The organism is Pediococcus pentosaceus ATCC 25745 (genome assembly GCF_000014505.1).
In the GTDB taxonomy this organism is placed as follows: Bacteria; Bacillota; Bacilli; order Lactobacillales; family Lactobacillaceae; genus Pediococcus; species Pediococcus pentosaceus.
Genome location: NC_008525.1, coordinates 1,061,386 through 1,078,448 on the forward strand (window position 1 = coordinate 1,061,386; position 17,063 = coordinate 1,078,448).

The following is a 17,063-nucleotide window of genomic DNA, read 5'->3' on the forward strand; positions in this document are numbered from 1 at the left end:
ACCTACTTGAAAATTCTTGCCCGATCCATGGCCTTAAAGATCTTATCTGCCATCATATCATATCCCTTGTCGTTGGGATGAAAATGATCTGCATCCGATAAATAATTATTTTTTTCTTTAGTATCAAATTTACTTTTCTCAAGTTGACTCTTTTCAACAACCGCAATATCATCCTCGGTACTTTGTTTCTTTAAACGCTGCTGCTGACTAAGCGTCTTATATTGACCCACTGATAATGCATTGATATCAACAAAAGTAGCATGCTTAAAATAATCACCAGTGGCTTTTGCTGTGGTATTAAATGTATTTATCGCATCTGTGATAGCCACTACATTTGGGAAATATACGTAAAATGGGTTATAAATTCCTACCATAACAATTTTAATTTTGGGATTCAGCTTTCTTGCATATTTAAAAATATTTTCTAAGTTGTCTTGATAAGTAAGACTAATACGATTAACATTTACGGCAACTTGACTAGGTGATTCAGTAACATCTTTCTGGAGATTCTGGAAAAGATCATTTCCCCCGGCCGTAACAATAAGTACATCACTTTTAGCAGCCTCTTTTTGAATTTTAGTAGTAGTTTTGAAGCGTTTAAGGATTTGATCACTACGTTCACCACTAACTCCCTCATCGTAAATCGTTTCCTTTTTTATCTGTTTGGTTTTAGTAATTTTCTTAGCTAAACGTTGCTGATATCCACTTTGATTCTTTGTATCGCCAACTCCTTGAGTGAGAGAGTCACCTAATGCTAAAATCTTAAGATTTTTAACTTTTTTCTGGGTTGTCGGTACGACTTTGTTAGCAACTTGAGACGGTGTCTTAGCTCCTTTAAAAAAGCCCAACCCCCATAAAATTAAAAGCGTGATAACCGAAATACCAATGATACTAAATAAAATTTCTCTGACTACTTTCATAATGCCTCTCTCTGTAAAATAAATTAGGGCCAAAATCGGTTAGTCCCGATCTAAGCCCTACTTTTTAATCTTCACTGTAATATAAGATACAAAACGCACCCATACCTGTATGAGTTGCAATAATTGGAACAGTCTCTCGTACAACAATATCATTAACTGGGAAAAATTCACCAACATGTTTCTTCATATCTTCTACCATATCAAAGGCTTCTACATGTGAAATTCCTACCCCTTTGATTTTGCCACTACCTTGCATTTCAGTATAAATATCTGACCAAAGTTTCTTCATGGCTTTCATCCCGCGAACCTTGCCGGCTACATCAAGTTTACCATTTTTTACCTCAAGTAATAACTTAATATTTAGTAAACCTCCCAGCATTCCGCCAATCTTACTTAGACGACCGCCTTTAACTAAATTTTCCAAGTTAACAACGCTTAAGTAAAGTTTGGTATGATCTCGGATATATTCTGCTCGCTGGATAATTTCGTCTTTGCTGGCACCTTCTTTAGCCATCTTAGCTGCTTCTAAAACTTGAAAAGCTAAGGCGCGATCCGTGAATTGGCTATCAATCACAGTCACATCTGCTTTACTAAGTTGAGCAGCTTGTTCGGCAGTATGTACCGTACCACTGATTGCCTCTAACATATTAAAGCTGATGATTTGGCTACCATCTTCACCTAATTTATCAAACATTTCAACAAATTTACCTAATGGTGGTTGGCTAGTCTTTGGTAGTGACTTAGATGATGCCATTTTATGAATAAATTCTTCATTAGTAATGGTTTCACCTTCGACATAAACTGTATCATCAATCATTACACTTAATGGGACAATTGAAATATCATATTTTTTAATTTCTTCATCAGTAACGCCACATGATGAATCTGTGACAATTTTAATTTGACTCATATTTTCACTCTTTCCTTGTTACATAGTTATTCCGAGTTCTATTCACATGAAGCGTGTTTCATATACATTTATAGAATCCCCGTACATATTTACAATTTTAATTATAACAATCTATTCTAAATTTTTGTTCTATAAACAAACTTTTCCGCAAAAAATTTTTGTATTTAAAAAGAGCCTTGATAAAAATAATATTTAACCTCATTAAATATTATTTTTACTTCAAGCCCTTTTATTGATTAAACGTTTAAAATTTTGTTTAAAAATTCTTGTGTCCGTTCGTTTTGAGGGTTACCAAAAATTTCTTCCGGCTTTCCTTCTTCCATGATATGACCATCCGCCATAAAAATCACACGATCAGCAACTTCTTTAGCAAAGCCCATTTCATGCGTTACAACAATCATGGTCATCCCTGCCTTAGCTAGTTTTTTCATTACTGCTAACACATCTCCAACCATTTCAGGATCTAGGGCCGAAGTCGGTTCATCAAATAAAATCATATCTGGTTTCATCGCTAGAGTTCTTGCAATGGCCACTCGCTGTTTTTGACCCCCCGAAAGAGATTGGGGTTTAGCATTAAATTTATCTTCTAAACCCACTTCTTTTAGCAATTCACGTGCCTCAAGCTCGGCATCCGCTTTACTCATCTTCCCTAATTCAACCGGCGACAACATCACATTTTCGCCTACGGTCAAATTATTAAATAGATTAAAGTGTTGAAATACCATTCCAATTTTTTCACGAACCTGATTCATATTAACCCGTGGATCCTTCAAATCATGCCCATCGATAATGATTTTTCCAGCGGTCGGTTCTTCTAACTTATTTAGCGTACGTAGAAAAGTACTTTTACCCGAGCCCGACGGACCAATCATAACAACCACTTCATTATCTTTGACGATCAAATCTAATCCTTTCAGAACCTCGTTACTGCCGTAAGATTTTTTTAAGTTCTGTACTTCTATTTTTGTACTCATCCCTTCATCCTCCGTTCAACCCATTTTGAAAGCCACGTTAGTAATGTGATGATGACCAAGTAAATTAGTGCTACCATGGTCCAAATTTTAAATCCTTCTAGATTACGTGCAATAATTATCTTACCTGTCTGTGTTAATTCAAGTATTCCAATAATTGAAAGAATCGAAGTATCTTTCAGAGTAATAATAAATTGATTAATAAAAGATGGAACCATAATTTTCAATCCTTGCGGTAAAATAACTCTTCGCATCGCCTTTCCATATGGTAATCCCAGTGAACGTGCTGCTTCCATTTGTCCACCATCTACTGCTTCAATACCACCTTTTACAAAAGCGGCAGTATAAGCTCCTTCATTTAAGGTTAAGGTAATAATTCCGGCAACAAATGCTGGAATTTTTTCACCTACCAAATTAGGCACCCCCGTATAGATAAATAAGGCTAAAACTAACAAAGGAAGTCCACGGAAAATATAAATTACAGTAGTCGAAACTCCATTAGCAAATTTATTTGGGACAACCCCTAACATTCCGAAGAATATCCCAAAAATGGTAGCAAAGAAAATTGATAATACTGTTAAAATAACCGTTTGTTCTAATCCACCAAGTAATGCGCCTTGATTTTGTTTCCATAAACTAATAAATGTATTTTGTGTTTTATGAGCTTTTTGTGAAGCAACAGCAGAAGCTCCTAAATATTTAGCTACAATCTTTTTATACTGTCCATTGCTTTTAATTTTCTTTAAACCCGCATCAAATTTCTTTAATAGTTCTTGGTTATGTCCTTTTTTAACAGAAAATCCATAAGCACCGCCATTGGCTGGTTTAGTAACGATCTTAAGTTTTGCCCCAGTTTTAATAGCGTATTGCATAACCGGCTGATCTTCAAAACATGCCACTGAATTTCCAGTCGTCACGTCGTTATAGACGTTATTAGAATCATCAAAAGTAACCGTTTTGAATCCATACTTTTTCTGAATACTTTTAGCATAGTCTCCAGCAGCTGTACCAGTTTTGATAGCAACTCGCTTGCCCTTTAAATCTTGGAAATTTTTGATGGATGAGTTTTGTCCTACAGCCATCACCACCCCAGTTTTAAAGTATGGGGCCGAAAAATCCATCTTCTGTTTACGTTCATCAGTAATCGTTGTTCCAGCAATAACTCCATCCAATTGCCCGGCATCAAGCGCTTGAACCGCTGCATTGAAACCAACTGGCTTAATCTTTACTTTAAAACCTTCGTTTTTAGCAATCGTCCTAATGATATCCATATCAATCCCTACGTACTGATTTTGATCATTAGCAAATTCAAACGGTGGAAATGTAACATCAGTTCCAATCTCGTACACTTTCTCATCCGCATTGACGTTATTCGAATTAAAAACTGACCACCCAAATAAAATTACAATGCTAAAAACTATGCTCAATAAAGTTTTTTTAATCTTTGCCATGATGCCCTCCTACTTATGTTAGATAACCTAACATTAAAAATTAGATTAAATATATCATATAATTTTAATTTTGAAAAGGAGGATAAATAAAAAACCTCAATAAATGAGGTTTTAACGTTTATTAAATTCTAATCCATGTTTCAAAAGTATATGCAGGATTTCTTTCGGTTGATTCATGTTCAACTGAGCTAGCCAATTTAAATTCATTTTGGGTGATATCAGGTGCTAAAACCTCACATTGATAATCTTTTTGGATTCTAGTTATCAGAAGTTCATCAGCTTGTGATAACAAGGCATTGTATAAATGACTTCCTCCAATAATATAAAATTTTTCATTAGGATGGGTTTCAAAAATCGCCTGAAGCTCACTTAATGAACCCACGCCAACTACAGAATCTGGCAATGAGGTTGGATGATGACTTAAAACAATATTTTTTCGGTTAGGCAACGCTTTTCCAATTGAATCAAAAGTTTTACGACCCATAACTACGGTGTTCCCACTAGTGGTTTTCTTAAAAAAAGCCATATCACCTGGAATATGCCACGGAATAGATTGCTGCTTGCCAATTCCATGACGCAAATCTTCGGCCCAAATCATTGAAATCAAATTTAATTCCTCCTAAATTGACTTAAAATTAAACTGCTACCGGTGCTTTAATGGTTGGATGAGGATCATATCCTTCAACCACAATATCTCCTGGTTCATAGTCAAAGATACTGTCATGCACTTGTTTAAATTTCAATTTAGGAGCCGGACGTGGAGTACGTTCTAATTGTTCTTTAACCTGATCCAGATGATTAGAATAAATGTGAGCATCACCGATGGTATGGATAAATTCTCCCACTTCTAAACCAGTCGCTTTCGCAATTAATTCTGTAAGCAAGGCATAGCTAGCAATATTGAAAGGAATTCCTAAGAAAATATCGCCACTGCGTTGATACAGTTGACAGCTAAGTTTCCCATCAGCCACATAAAATTGAAATAGTGAATGACACGGAGGTAATGCTGAGGTTGGCACATCTTCAGGATTCCAAGCCGAAACGATCATTCTTCTTGAGTTAGGATTATTCTTAATCATATCAATAACATTTGAAATTTGATCGATAGTCTCACCAGTACTAGTCTTCCATGCTCGCCATTGGCTACCGTAAACATTTCCAAGATCACCATATTTAGCAGAAAATGTATCATCTTCCAAAATTTGTTCTGTAAAACGTTGTTTTTCAATTTTATAGAGTTCATTGAATTCAGGATCAGTCAGTGAGCGGTGACCAAAATCGGTCATGTCTGGTCCCTGATATTCATCACTTTCAACCCACTTTTTAAAAGCCCATTCATCCCAAATATGATTATTATGTTGAAGTAAATATCTAATATTGGTATCGCCTTTTAAAAACCAGAGTAACTCACTCTTAATCAAACCAAAAGGGACTCTCTTGGTCGTTAGTAATGGAAAACCTTCACTTAAATCAAAACGCATTTGATATCCAAAAGTACTTAGGGTACCAGTTTGGGTACGGTCTCCTTTGAGATGCCCATTTTCCAAAACATATCTTTCCAAATTAAGGTATTGTTCTTCAAGCATATTAAATTTCCCCTATTCTTCGAAACTTTCTAAGTATTCCCATCTTGCCATTTTTTCTTCTAATTGGTCCGAAATTTCATTTAATTCTTTTTGCAATTCTGCTAATTTTCCGTAATCAGCAGCACATTCGCTCATTTGTTCCTCCACAGATGTGGACTTTTGTTCTAACTTTTCGATTTCAGTTTCAATTGTCTGCCATTCTTTTTCTTCTGAATACGTCCTTTTTTTCTTTTTAGGAGCTTCAACTTGTTCAACTGACTTAGGAGTACTTTTAATTTTACTTGATTGTACTACGTTTTGTTTTAAATAGTCACTGATCGAGCCCGTATATTTTTCAACTTTAGCATTTCCATCAAATATTAGTAATTGGTCACTAACTTTATCTAAGAAATACCGATCATGGGACACGGTAAGGACTGTACCTTTGAAGGTTTTTAAATAACTCTCTAAAACAGTTAAAGTAGCAATATCCAAGTCATTAGTGGGTTCATCTAACAATAGTACATTAGGTTGTTCCATTAAAATCTTAATTAAAAATAGACGCCGTTTTTCACCACCAGATAGCTTTTTAATTAAACTACCATGTAAAAAACTTGGAAATAAGAATTGTTCTAAAAGACTAGTGACACTAATTTTTTCACCATCTTTATTGATTACTTCTTGTCCAACTTCTTTTAGGTAATTAATTACCCGTTTATCTTCTGGTATGGGTTCAATTTTTTGAGTATAATACCCAATTTTAACAGTTTCGCCAATTTCAATTTTCCCACCCTGAATAGGCAATACTCCCGCAATCGCATTCAAAAATGAAGATTTACCTGCGCCGTTGGCTCCTGTTATTCCGATTCGGTCACCCGCCTGAATTAACTTAGAAAAATCCTTCATAATTTGATGGTCGCCAACTTCTAAATCTAAGTCATTGATTTCAATTACTTTTTTGCCCAATCTTTGTTGTGTTAGACCAATCTCAAGGTCTTGATCAACCTCTTTAGGCGCATGTACAGCTTGGTCTAACTTTTCAAAATGGTTAATTCGCGCTTGTTGTTTAGTTCCACGTGCTTTGGGTCCACGTTTCATCCATTCAAGTTCTTGCTTATATAGTTTGTACTCTTTTTGTTTACTAGCTTCGTTTTGCTCATCACGAACCGCTTTTTGTTCAACATATTTTTCATAGTTACCGACGTACTCAAAAAGGTCTCCGTAACTTAATTCCCAAATTCGATTGGTAACTCGATCTAAGAAATATCGATCATGGGTAACCAATAGTAATGCGCCTTTATAATCAGCAAGGTATTTTTCCAGCCACTCAATTGAATCAAAATCTAAATGGTTAGTAGGTTCATCTAAAATCAATAAATCTGCTGGTTCTAACAATGCCTGTGCTAAAGCGATTCGCTTAACTTGTCCACCCGAAAGATGATGGATAGATTCATCTAGCATATCAACATGTAATTGCGTCAAAATGGTTTTAATATTGCTTTCCGTATTCCAAGCATCCAGTTGATTCATTTCATTTTCAAGTTTAGTAAATTTTTCAAATAGCGTTGATGAAGTTGGATTATTAGTATATTGTTCTAAGATTTCTTCGTAGTGTTTAATTACTTGAAATACATGTTGATCCCCGCTGTAAATAAATTCACGTACCGTTTCAAACTGACTAATTTCTTCACTTTGTTTAAGATATGCAATACGGTAATCGTTTGGTGTTTCAATTGTTCCTGAATCAGCGGGATCAAGATTCGAAACGGCATTAAGTAAATTCGTTTTTCCTGATCCATTAGTTCCAATTAGTCCAACTCGATCGTGTTCATTGATTACAAAATTAATCGAGTTAAACAGCTTCTTTTCACCGTAAGTTTTGGTTAGATTCTTACCTTTTAGTATTTTCATATTTAATCATCTTTCTGTAACTTATTTACTGCATTCAAAAGCGCTAAGGACTCGTTTTTCAGTTCATCATTAATAACCATTAATTTTAACCGGTTTAAAACTTGTCCCATCTGAGGTCCAGGCTTAATTATTCCCTTTTGAATTAGCTCTTTACCAGTAATTGCCATTTCATGTGTATCTTTAATTTGAAGGTTTTGGTAAGTATCTAGCCAAGCCTCACGATTCATCCCCAGAATTTGGGCCACCCGAATGGCGTTAACTACATTAGCTTCCCCTGCGTTGAACAGCGCTAAACGTTCGTTTTGATCATTTTTATCCATGCTTAATACTTGTAAAGTCGCACTGACATTTTTGATCAAATCGTTAGATGTCTTCCATTGTTTCAAGAAAGGCATTACTTCTTGAGGAGTTAATTTTAAACTCCAAGCAATCATAGTCCAAACTTGTTCAGGATTTTCTAGAAGTTTCAAGGGATATTTTGTAAGCTGGTCTAGTTCTTTAGAACGGTCCTTAAATCCCGGGCAATATTCATTCAATTTAGTTGTCAGCATGTCTTCTAGTCCACGATTAGGTTTGCTACCCAACATCATTTTTTCAAATTCAACTAAGATTCTTTCGACTGAGATTTTACCTAAAAGCATATTATTTTCTTCGATTGCCTTCAGCGTCTTTGCTTCAATTTTGAAATCTAGTTGGCTTGCAAACCGTACTGCTCGCATCATTCTTAAGGCATCTTCATGAAAACGTTCGTGTGGATCTCCTACCGCACGAATAATTTTATGTTCTAGATCACTTAAACCATCAAAAATGTCAATTACCGTTCGATCTTCTTTTAAAGCAAATGCGTTAATTGTAAAATCACGGCGCATTAAATCTTCTTTTAAAGAGCGTACAAAAGTAACCTGATCTGGACGGCGAAAATCCTGGTAGCCACTTTCGGTTCTAAAAGTCGTGACCTCGTAACCTTCGCCATCATGAATCACCATTACCGTACCATGTTCGATTCCTGTATCAACAGTTTTCTTAAAAATATGTTTAATTTCGGCGGGGTATGCGCTTGATGCAATATCAACATCATGAATTGGCTTATTTAATAATGTATCACGAACACTTCCCCCAACAAAAAAAGCATCAAAACCTGCATCTTCGATTTTTTGTAGGACTGCACGGGCGTCCTCAAATTCTTGGGGCATTTTTTCTATCTGCACCATTTCCACATCCGTTTCAAAGGAATTACTTTCTCGTAACACCTTAAATAATAAATTCTTTAACTTAGTATGCGCATCAATCCGATTTAAGTAAAGGTACTATCTTTTAACTAATTACCGAATTAAGTATAAAAATTTTGCACATACTCTAACATCGTCTTAATAATTCTACCAGCGTATGATTTTTTTGAAAAGCCTGCTCCGCTCTATGGTATGATATTTGCAAGTACTTCAGTTTCTACGTAGGAGGTCTATTATGCAAAAAGATGAATCAATCCGATTTTTAGATTTTGTGATGATTGCCTTAGGTTGTTGTCTGTATGGTTTAGGGTTGGCTGTAGTCAATATCCCTAATAATCTAGCTGAAGGTGGAATTACAGGGGTCACCTTAATTTTACGAGCTTTATTAGGAATTGATCCTGCACTCTCAACAATTTTAATTAATATCCCATTAATTTTCATAGGTTACCGTTTTCTGGGAAAAAGATCTTTAATCTACACAATTTTTGGGACGTTTGCGCTCTCGTTTTGGTTATACGTTTGGCAACGAGTACCCATCAGTCTCGATATTCATCATGATATGTTTATCGCCGGAATCCTGGCCGGAATCGCTGGTGGTTTTGGTAGCGGGATCGTTTACCGTTTCGGTGGTACAACCGGTGGAACCGACGTTGTAGCTCGCATTCTCGAGAAACGGCGTGGAATTGCCATGGGTCATACTCTTTTCGCTTTAGATGCCGTCGTATTAACCATTTCTCTTTGCTACATCGATGTCCTTCATATGATGTATACTCTACTAGCAGCTTATGTATTTTCTCGTCTAGTTTCTCTTACACAGGTGGGAGCCTATGCTGCTCATGGTTTACTAATTGTCAGTAGCAAAAACCAAGAGATTGCTGATGCCTTAATGGACGAGTTAGAGCGCGGGGCAAGCTATATTCATATGTCTGGTGCCTATTCTAAAACAGAGCGTGAAATGGTTTATTGCGTAATTGGACCTAACGAATTAAACGTTGCTAAACGTATCATTGGACGAATTGATCCTCAGGCGTTTACTTCTATTATTGATGTCCATGAAGCCATTGGTGAAGGTTTTACCTACGATTCGCCCAGTGCTAAAAATCGAAATATCCCTAATTAAAAAACATCAGTTATGTATAAACTTAAATACATGACTGATGTTTTTTAATTAGCTTTAGAATACTGTTAAATCAGAATATACCGGCTTTAACAAATTAAAATCATAAGTTGCCAAGTCCTTAATACTTTCACCATTAAAGAAAGCAGTGTGACTTCTAGCAAGCATCAAATTAATTTTGTCAGAATCATCAAATTGAACAAGTGCTACGGGATTACCATGTTCAAAGGCAGTACCGATCTCAAATACTGTTCCAGGATCTGAAATGATTTCTTCACCGTTTTTAGTATAATCTAAGATTGCTACAACAATATCGGCTTTGCGAAGTTGACGCACATCGGTTTCAAAGACTCCCACTTGCCATTCAAATGAACCAAATTCCTTAGTATCATATTGATTATCCATTGGTACAAAAATTCTTTTTGAATCAATTGTAGAATTTTTCTTTAAAAGTTCTTCAACCTTACGTACTCTTTCAATTTGTAAATCACTAAAGAAAGGCCCTGCTAAATATACTGAGTTTCCCATGCTTTTTACTCACTCCTTCAATTATGTGTATATAACTATACCATATTTTTTCACTTTTTAGTTAAAAACTGGTTAATTAGCAACTGAATTTATTATTAATGTTCGTTTATTAAGATAATCAAGAACTAATTGAACAAAAATCTATATTAAAAAACAGATTCCGCGCTTGACGGAATCTGTTTTTATTATTTATCGAATAAAACTCTTAGCTTTTCAACGGAAACTTCATTTTGAACATTTTTATCAATTGCATAAAAAAATTCATTATGTTCGTTACGTCCAATTACGCTAAAAATTGTACGCTCATTAAAACTAGTAACCACTTTAATTTCATATTTTTTAGAGATTTCATTCTTCATTAAGTCTTGTTGTTGGTTAAAATCAATTTGTTTGAAGCCATTAAAATCCTCTGAATTATCAGATTTAAATTGATTTTTACGCATCACTTCAACCATTTTTTTATTGAACTTAGGCGCCCAACTTTTCACTTTGAATTTATCATTTAAATTATTAATAACCTTGTTCCTCCAGCTGTTCTAATTCATCCTGCATATCGACATCGGTTGGTGCTAATTTTACGTATTTACGTGCGATATCGACAGCGTGTTCCAACTGTCCACTCTCCCTAAGAAAATGGTAAAGATCCAATAAAAAGGCAGTTGTATCTTTTAAATCACTCAATGCTGCATCAAAGTGACTAGCAGCCTTTTTAAAATCATCTGTCTTCCAATATGCTAAAGCTAAATTCCAATTTAATTGAGCATCAGTTATATCGTCACTAGCGAAACGTAAAGTTTCATCATATTTTCCAATTCGATTATAAAAATCGGTAATGCGAATCATACCTTCTGTATTTTCAGGTGCTAATTCAATTGCCTTACGCAGGTATTTTTCCACCAATTCATTATCTAAAGCATGCTCAGCCATTTCTGCTGCTTGAAGGTACAACTCAGGATTGTATTGATCGACCGCCAAGCCCTCTTGGGCAGCAATCAATCCTTTATCCCATTGCTCATCTTTTTGATAAGAATTAATTAAATATGGGTAAGCACTGCTATAAGAAGGATCCAATTCAATTACTTTTTCAAGAGTTGCTTGTGCTCTCTCATTTTCATCTAACTGAAGATAAGTAATTCCTTCTTGCATCAAAATATCTGGTGTCAAATCTTCTTCATGAATTTGTTCAAAGTAGGCAATCGCTTTTTCAAACTTTCCATAAGCGGCATAAGAGACCGCTAACCGTTCAACAATATTAATTTGGGACATTTCACTGATCCCACTTTTAATTAACCCCAGATAGTAGTTTACAGCCTTTGAGTAGTCTTGCGTTGTATAATACAGCTCACCTAAGGCTAATTGGATAGCGGGCTCCTCTGGGGCTAGTTTAATTGCTTCAACTAACTTTCTCTCGGAAACCTCATACAACTCTTCGGTTTGATATAAATCAGCTTGAACCATTAATGATGATACATAAAACTCAGAGTCAGGCGAAATTTGATCTAAATTTTCTAAAGCTGCATCATTTTTACCTTGATCAATTAAAATTTCAGCCGCCAAGACTAACAGTTCATCATCATTAGGATATTCTTCGATCAATTTTTCGTATATACGAAGTGCTTTTCCATCAAATCCTAATGCAAATAATTCTCCAGCTAAATTATATAGCGTTTCATTGTCATCTTTTCGAAGAGCCCAGCTGTATAGACGGTTCGATTCTTCAATCTGCCCCGATTCAAGTGCTGCTAATGTTTTTTGTGAATATGACTCATTATTATCCATAAATTTTTACAGGCAAACAAAAAGCCAGCATAACAGAGCTATGCTGACTAAAGTTCAGAAAACCGCTTATTTAACAGCGTCCTTCAAAGCCTTACCAGGCTTGAATGCAGGAACTTTACTTGCTGCGATTTCGATTTCTTTACCAGTTTGTGGGTTACGGCCCTTACGAGCTGCACGATTACGTACTTCGAAAGTACCAAAACCGATTAATTGAACTTTTTCACCCTTCTTCAAGTCATCTTGAATTGAGCTAAATACAGCGTCTACTGCTGCGGTTGCATCCTTTTTAGTTAAACCTGTTACTTTAGCAACGTTATCAACTAATTCTGCTTTGTTTGCCATGTATTTCACCTCCTGAAAATTATTTATCAAAACGAAATGTTTTGTCATTTCTGAAAGGATCAAAAATGTTGAAACAATACTCTGATATTATTTCAACTTGAAATATATCATACAAACACCGACGTGACAAGCTTTTTCATATTTTAGAGAGTTCTTATAATACAATCTTAGCTATTTACGTCTACGTTCTATCAAATGAACGGGTGTTCCCTCAAAGTCAAACGCTTCACGGATTTTATTCTCTAAGAAGCGTTCGTATGAGAAATGCATCAAATCAGGATCATTTACAAAAACAACAAAGGTAGGTGGTTCAGTGCTGACCTGCGTGCCGTAATAAACCCTCAAACGTTTTCCATTATCACTTGGAGTTGGATTAACGGCAATCGCATCCATTAACACGTCATTCAAGGAAGAAGACTGGATACGACGACGATGGTTGGTATCTACTCGCTTAATTAATTCTGGAAGCTGTGAGAGCCGTTGTTTAGTAACTGCTGATACAAAAATGATTGGAGCGTAACTTAAGTAAGCAAATTCTGAACGGATAGCCTGTTCAAAGTTAGATAAGCTATGGTTATCTTTCTTAAGGGGTATCCCATTTATTAACCACGATTATGATACCACGGCCAGCTTCATGCGCATATCCAGCAATACGCTTATCTTGCTCTCTGATGCCTTCTTCGGCGTTCAGCACGACTAAAACAACATTACTATTGTCAATGGCTTTCATAGCACGCATTACACTGTAGCGTTCGGTATTTCATATACCTTACCTTTTTTACGCATCCCAGCGGTATCTACCATCACATATTCATCTTCATTATTAGTGAAACGCGTATCAATTGCATCACGTGTTGTCCCAGCAATATCCGAGACAATCACCCGTTGTTCACCTAAAATGGCGTTAACTAATGATGATTTACCAACATTAGGGCGACCAATCAAACTAAAGCGAATGGCGTCGTCCTCTTCTTCATTTTTATCTTCTGGGAATTTAGAAATTACTTCATCAAGTAAATCTCCAAGCCCTAATCCGTGACTTCCTGAAAGTGGAAACGGTTCTCCGAAACCTAAGCTGTAAAAGTCATAAATATCTTGTCTTAATTCGGGATTATCTACTTTATTGACGGCTAAAATGACGGGTTTATCAGCTTTATAGAGAATTTTAGCAACAGCTTCATCAGCATCACTAACTCCCTCACGTACACTCACAAGAAATACAATAACATCTGCTTCATCAATAGCTAATTCAGCTTGATCCTTAATTTCTTCTAGGAATGGTTCATCACCAATCTGGATACCACCAGTATCGATCAAATTAAATTTATGTCCTAACCATTCACTATGAGTATAAATACGATCTCGTGTTACACCTGGAGTATCTTCAACAATTGAAATACGTTCTCCAGCAATTCTATTAAAAATAGTTGATTTACCGACATTTGGCCGGCCAACTATTGCTACGGTTGGGTTACTCATATTGAATTAGCCCCCTTTCCTTACAAATTAAAAAGGTCTTGGACAGACTATCATTCTCCGCCAAGGCCTCTCTAACTGAGTCGATAGGTATAATCTAGCATGGGAAAAATGTTAAATTATTAATCCTAACACTTATAATTTATTTTTCTGAATCGTCTAAGCTCTTACCAATAATGTCTCCAAGAGTGAATCCAGTTGCTTCTTCAGGCATATCTTTACTAAAGTCTGCTGCAGGAGCTTCCGTTTTCTTTTCGTTCTTTGGAGCTTCTTCTAAAGCTTTAATTGACAAAGCAAGACGGTGTTCTGCTGGATGTACTTCAAGAACTTTAACCTTAATGTCTTGTCCTTCTTTAAGAACGTCAGCAGGAGTTGCAATGTGCTTGTGAGAGATTTGTGAAATATGAACTAAACCTTCTACGCCAGGGAATACTTCAACGAATGCCCCGAAATCTGTTAGACGTTTTACTTTACCGTCTAATACAGCACCTTCTGGAGCATTTTCTTCGATATTGTCCCAAGGTCCTGGTTGTGTTTGTTTGATTGAAAGTGAAACACGTTCTTTTTCTGCATCAACAGAAAGAACTTTAACTTGCACTTCTTCACCGGCTTTAAGCACGTCAGAAGGTTTGTCAACACGTTGGTATGAAATTTCAGAAATATGAACAAGTCCATCAATTCCACCAAGGTCAACAAATGCACCAAAGTTTGTTAAACGAGCTACTTTACCAGTTACAACATCGCCTTCTTTAATTGAGGCAAGTACTTCACCGCGTTTAGCTTCACGTTCAGCGTTTAATACAGCTTTGTGTGAAAGGATTAAACGGTTGTCTTCTGGCTTAACTTCAATAATCTTAACTTTAAGAGTTTGACCCTTGTAAGCATTCAAATCATCAACAAAACGATTTTCGATCATTGAAGCTGGAATAAATCCACGTACACCAGCATCTACAACCAAACCACCTTTAACAACTTGTGTTACAGGGACATCAAGTTCTTCATTATTAGCAGCTTTTTCTTCAATTTCTTTCCATACTTTACGAGCTAACAAACGTTTACGTGAAAGAAGGTAACTTCCACCTTCCTTGTCATCACCGATTCTTGAGATAACAACAAGTTCTAGTTCATCACCAATTTTTACTTCATCACTAATATTATCGATATGTTGAGTTGATAGCTCACGTAAAGGAACAACACCCTCCACACCAGCACCTTGAATACCTACGATCACTTGACGATCGTCATCAATATCCAATACTTCACCGGTAACTACATCACCAACTTTTACTTCTTCAACGCTATTAATTGCGTTGAGTAAATCACTGTTTTGATTAACATCATTTTCGGCCATCCGAATAAATCCCCCTTTTACAGCACTTATACATATATAATATCGAAAAACTGCTCCAATTGCTAGTAATTGTTGCTACTTTCTCTTGGATGCATTTTCTACAATACGTAATATTTCATTTACAACGTCTTGAATTGACATTGAAGTTGTATCAACCTCGATTGCATCACTGGCTTTTGTCAATGGTGAAATCTTTCTAGTTGAGTCTTTATGGTCTCTAATTTCAATTTCTTTTTTAAGTTGCTCTAAATCAGTTTCCATACCCTTAGCTATGTTTTCTTTATAACGACGTTCGGCACGTTCTTGGACACTGGCAATTAAGAAGATTTTAACTTCTGCATTTGGTAAAACAGCTGAACCAATATCGCGCCCATCCATTACAATGCCACCATTCTTAGCAAGATCACGCTGCCAGTTAGTTAAAACTTCTCGAACTGCTTTTTGAGCAGCAATGGTTGACACAGAGTTCGTAACGTTGGCTTGGCGAATATCTTCCGTAACTTCATTCCCATCCAGAAAGACCTTTTGAACTGGCTCACCTGGTTCGAAGCGAATATCCGTATCATTAAGCATTTCACTAATTTTTGTTTCATCGTTAAGGTCAATACCATTTTGAATGGCCTTAAGGGTTACCACTCGATACATTGCTCCCGTATCACAATAAACATATTGCAAATCCTTTGCAACAATTTTTGCAACTGTACTTTTTCCAGCTGATGCCGGACCATCAATTGCAATTTGATATTTATTATTCATGAATACACTAATAACCTACCTTACTCTAAGTTGTTGTCCTGGTTCAATATCTGAACTACTTGTTAAACCATTTAATTCCATTAATTTTTGAACCGAGATACCATTGTTAACAGCAACCCGATACATACCTTGCCCAGATTGAACAGTTGCATAAGATGCGTTGCCATCGGTACTAGAGCTACTTGTGGCGTCACTTTGTTCTACGCTTGAACTCTCACTGGTTACCTCAGAAGAGGCTTCACTAGCCGAATTTGCATCTTCACTAGCTGCTACAGCTTTAGATTCTGATTCAGACTTAACTTTAGCCTTGGACTCTGATTCAGGTTTAGCGAGAGACGAAGATTTGTCATCCTCTTCTTTAGAAGCCTTTGATTTACTTGATTTCTTTTTATCACTACTAGATTTAGCTACCTGTGTAGTTGTTGTATTCGCCGTCTTCTGTTGAAAATCTTGTTTTTGTGTCATGTAATAAGCTAGCGACGCGATAGCTAAAATAACAATCACCCAAATTAATGATCCAGCAAAATTCTTAGATTTCTTTTTATTTTTATGGAATTCTCCCCGTCCTCCAGTAGTGGCAGACTCCTCGGCGCCTGCCTGTTGATCAGCGCTTGATTCTTCACTACTTGGTTTTTGATCTGAATTCTCCGGTGTTTGCTCATCCTTTAAGTTCTCATCATTTTTCTCGTTCATGTTTATCCTCCTACTACATACCAATAAATTGTATTTTACAATAATTCAATTTGAATGACCACGA

At 36.1% G+C, this 17,063-nt stretch carries 16 protein-coding genes and 1 pseudogene; 1 reads left to right on the top strand and 16 read right to left on the bottom strand.

All coding sequences use genetic code 11. The features are described from left to right. Positions 1–2: 2 nt before the first annotated feature. From PEPE_RS05135 to PEPE_RS05170, 8 genes are all read right to left on the bottom strand, one after another. Entirely contained in the window at positions 3–920 is a 918-nt protein-coding gene (locus PEPE_RS05135) for an SGNH/GDSL hydrolase family protein (RefSeq protein WP_011673469.1), read from the bottom strand. Positions 921–984: 64 nt separating this feature from the next. Further along, positions 985–1,830 carry a DegV family protein gene (locus PEPE_RS05140; RefSeq protein WP_011673470.1) on the bottom strand — a complete coding sequence of 282 codons (846 nt, stop codon included), beginning with the start codon at positions 1,828–1,830 and terminating at the stop codon, positions 985–987. Positions 1,831–2,066: 236 nt separating this feature from the next. Continuing rightward, complete coding sequence (locus PEPE_RS05145; protein WP_011673471.1) at positions 2,067–2,804, bottom strand: amino acid ABC transporter ATP-binding protein; 738 nt, start codon at positions 2,802–2,804, stop codon at positions 2,067–2,069. Beyond that, positions 2,801–4,252: an amino acid ABC transporter substrate-binding protein/permease gene (locus PEPE_RS05150; protein ID WP_011673472.1), complete on the bottom strand. Its 1,452-nt coding sequence runs from the start codon at positions 4,250–4,252 to the stop codon at positions 2,801–2,803. The genes PEPE_RS05145 and PEPE_RS05150 overlap by 4 nt, the downstream gene beginning before the upstream one ends. A 121-nt stretch (positions 4,253–4,373) precedes the next feature. Continuing rightward, positions 4,374–4,850, bottom strand: coding sequence for a dihydrofolate reductase (locus PEPE_RS05155; protein ID WP_099046115.1), 477 nt, complete (start codon positions 4,848–4,850; stop codon positions 4,374–4,376). A 37-nt stretch (positions 4,851–4,887) separates the two neighbouring features. Then, entirely contained in the window at positions 4,888–5,838 is a 951-nt protein-coding gene (locus PEPE_RS05160; protein WP_011673474.1) for a thymidylate synthase, read from the bottom strand. A gap of 12 nt (positions 5,839–5,850) precedes the next feature. Then, positions 5,851–7,728, bottom strand: coding sequence for a ribosomal protection-like ABC-F family protein (gene abc-f / locus PEPE_RS05165; RefSeq protein WP_011673475.1), 1,878 nt, complete (start codon positions 7,726–7,728; stop codon positions 5,851–5,853). Positions 7,729–7,730: 2 nt separating this feature from the next. Further along, the gene (locus PEPE_RS05170; protein ID WP_041526969.1) at positions 7,731–8,939 is read right to left on the bottom strand and encodes a CCA tRNA nucleotidyltransferase; all 1,209 of its coding nucleotides are present in this window, start codon (positions 8,937–8,939) and stop codon (positions 7,731–7,733) included. Positions 8,940–9,192: 253 nt separating this feature from the next. On the opposite strand from PEPE_RS05170, the gene PEPE_RS05175 reads away from it, so the two are divergent. After that, on the top strand, positions 9,193–10,077 hold the full coding sequence (locus PEPE_RS05175; RefSeq protein ID WP_002833200.1) for a YitT family protein: 885 nt from the start codon (positions 9,193–9,195) through the stop codon (positions 10,075–10,077). A 54-nt stretch (positions 10,078–10,131) separates the two neighbouring features. On the opposite strand, the gene PEPE_RS05180 is transcribed toward PEPE_RS05175, so the two are convergent. The 8 genes and pseudogenes from PEPE_RS05180 to PEPE_RS05215 all read right to left on the bottom strand — a co-directional run bounded on the left by PEPE_RS05180 (position 10,132) and on the right by PEPE_RS05215 (position 16,999). Continuing rightward, positions 10,132–10,602, bottom strand: a complete 471-nt coding sequence (locus tag PEPE_RS05180; RefSeq protein WP_002833201.1) for a nucleoside 2-deoxyribosyltransferase — start codon at positions 10,600–10,602, stop codon at positions 10,132–10,134. A 185-nt stretch (positions 10,603–10,787) separates the two neighbouring features. Next, positions 10,788–11,090 carry a hypothetical protein gene (locus PEPE_RS05185; protein WP_011673477.1) on the bottom strand — a complete coding sequence of 101 codons (303 nt, stop codon included), beginning with the start codon at positions 11,088–11,090 and terminating at the stop codon, positions 10,788–10,790. A gap of 22 nt (positions 11,091–11,112) precedes the next feature. Beyond that, on the bottom strand, positions 11,113–12,381 hold the full coding sequence (locus tag PEPE_RS05190; RefSeq protein WP_002833203.1) for a tetratricopeptide repeat protein: 1,269 nt from the start codon (positions 12,379–12,381) through the stop codon (positions 11,113–11,115). A 66-nt stretch (positions 12,382–12,447) separates the two neighbouring features. Further along, positions 12,448–12,723 carry an HU family DNA-binding protein gene (locus PEPE_RS05195; RefSeq protein WP_002833204.1) on the bottom strand — a complete coding sequence of 92 codons (276 nt, stop codon included), beginning with the start codon at positions 12,721–12,723 and terminating at the stop codon, positions 12,448–12,450. A 171-nt stretch (positions 12,724–12,894) separates the two neighbouring features. Beyond that, positions 12,895–14,202: pseudogene (der, locus tag PEPE_RS05200) on the bottom strand (ribosome biogenesis GTPase Der). Between the two features lie 139 nt (positions 14,203–14,341). After that, entirely contained in the window at positions 14,342–15,550 is a 1,209-nt protein-coding gene (gene rpsA, locus PEPE_RS05205) for a 30S ribosomal protein S1 (RefSeq protein ID WP_002833206.1), read from the bottom strand. A 75-nt stretch (positions 15,551–15,625) separates the two neighbouring features. Then, positions 15,626–16,306: a (d)CMP kinase gene (gene cmk / locus PEPE_RS05210; protein WP_002833207.1), complete on the bottom strand. Its 681-nt coding sequence runs from the start codon at positions 16,304–16,306 to the stop codon at positions 15,626–15,628. A gap of 15 nt (positions 16,307–16,321) precedes the next feature. Further along, positions 16,322–16,999, bottom strand: a complete 678-nt coding sequence (locus PEPE_RS05215) for a LysM peptidoglycan-binding domain-containing protein (protein ID WP_011673478.1) — start codon at positions 16,997–16,999, stop codon at positions 16,322–16,324. Positions 17,000–17,063: the final 64 nt, after the last annotated feature.

Coding starts and splice junctions, on each gene's coding strand:
- PEPE_RS05135 (WP_011673469.1), bottom strand. CDS start 920: ATGAAAGTAGTCAGAGAAATTTTATTTAGTATCATTGGTATTTCGGTT.
- PEPE_RS05140 (WP_011673470.1), bottom strand. CDS start 1,830: ATGAGTCAAATTAAAATTGTCACAGATTCATCATGTGGCGTTACTGAT.
- PEPE_RS05145 (WP_011673471.1), bottom strand. CDS start 2,804: ATGAGTACAAAAATAGAAGTACAGAACTTAAAAAAATCTTACGGCAGT.
- PEPE_RS05150 (WP_011673472.1), bottom strand. CDS start 4,252: ATGGCAAAGATTAAAAAAACTTTATTGAGCATAGTTTTTAGCATTGTA.
- PEPE_RS05155 (WP_099046115.1), bottom strand. CDS start 4,850: ATGATTTGGGCCGAAGATTTGCGTCATGGAATTGGCAAGCAGCAATCT.
- PEPE_RS05160 (WP_011673474.1), bottom strand. CDS start 5,838: ATGCTTGAAGAACAATACCTTAATTTGGAAAGATATGTTTTGGAAAAT.
- abc-f (WP_011673475.1), bottom strand. CDS start 7,728: ATGAAAATACTAAAAGGTAAGAATCTAACCAAAACTTACGGTGAAAAG.
- PEPE_RS05170 (WP_041526969.1), bottom strand. CDS start 8,939: ATGGTGCAGATAGAAAAAATGCCCCAAGAATTTGAGGACGCCCGTGCA.
- PEPE_RS05175 (WP_002833200.1), top strand. CDS start 9,193: ATGCAAAAAGATGAATCAATCCGATTTTTAGATTTTGTGATGATTGCC.
- PEPE_RS05180 (WP_002833201.1), bottom strand. CDS start 10,602: ATGGGAAACTCAGTATATTTAGCAGGGCCTTTCTTTAGTGATTTACAA.
- PEPE_RS05190 (WP_002833203.1), bottom strand. CDS start 12,381: ATGGATAATAATGAGTCATATTCACAAAAAACATTAGCAGCACTTGAA.
- PEPE_RS05195 (WP_002833204.1), bottom strand. CDS start 12,723: ATGGCAAACAAAGCAGAATTAGTTGATAACGTTGCTAAAGTAACAGGT.
- rpsA (WP_002833206.1), bottom strand. CDS start 15,550: ATGGCCGAAAATGATGTTAATCAAAACAGTGATTTACTCAACGCAATT.
- cmk (WP_002833207.1), bottom strand. CDS start 16,306: ATGAATAATAAATATCAAATTGCAATTGATGGTCCGGCATCAGCTGGA.
- PEPE_RS05215 (WP_011673478.1), bottom strand. CDS start 16,999: ATGAACGAGAAAAATGATGAGAACTTAAAGGATGAGCAAACACCGGAG.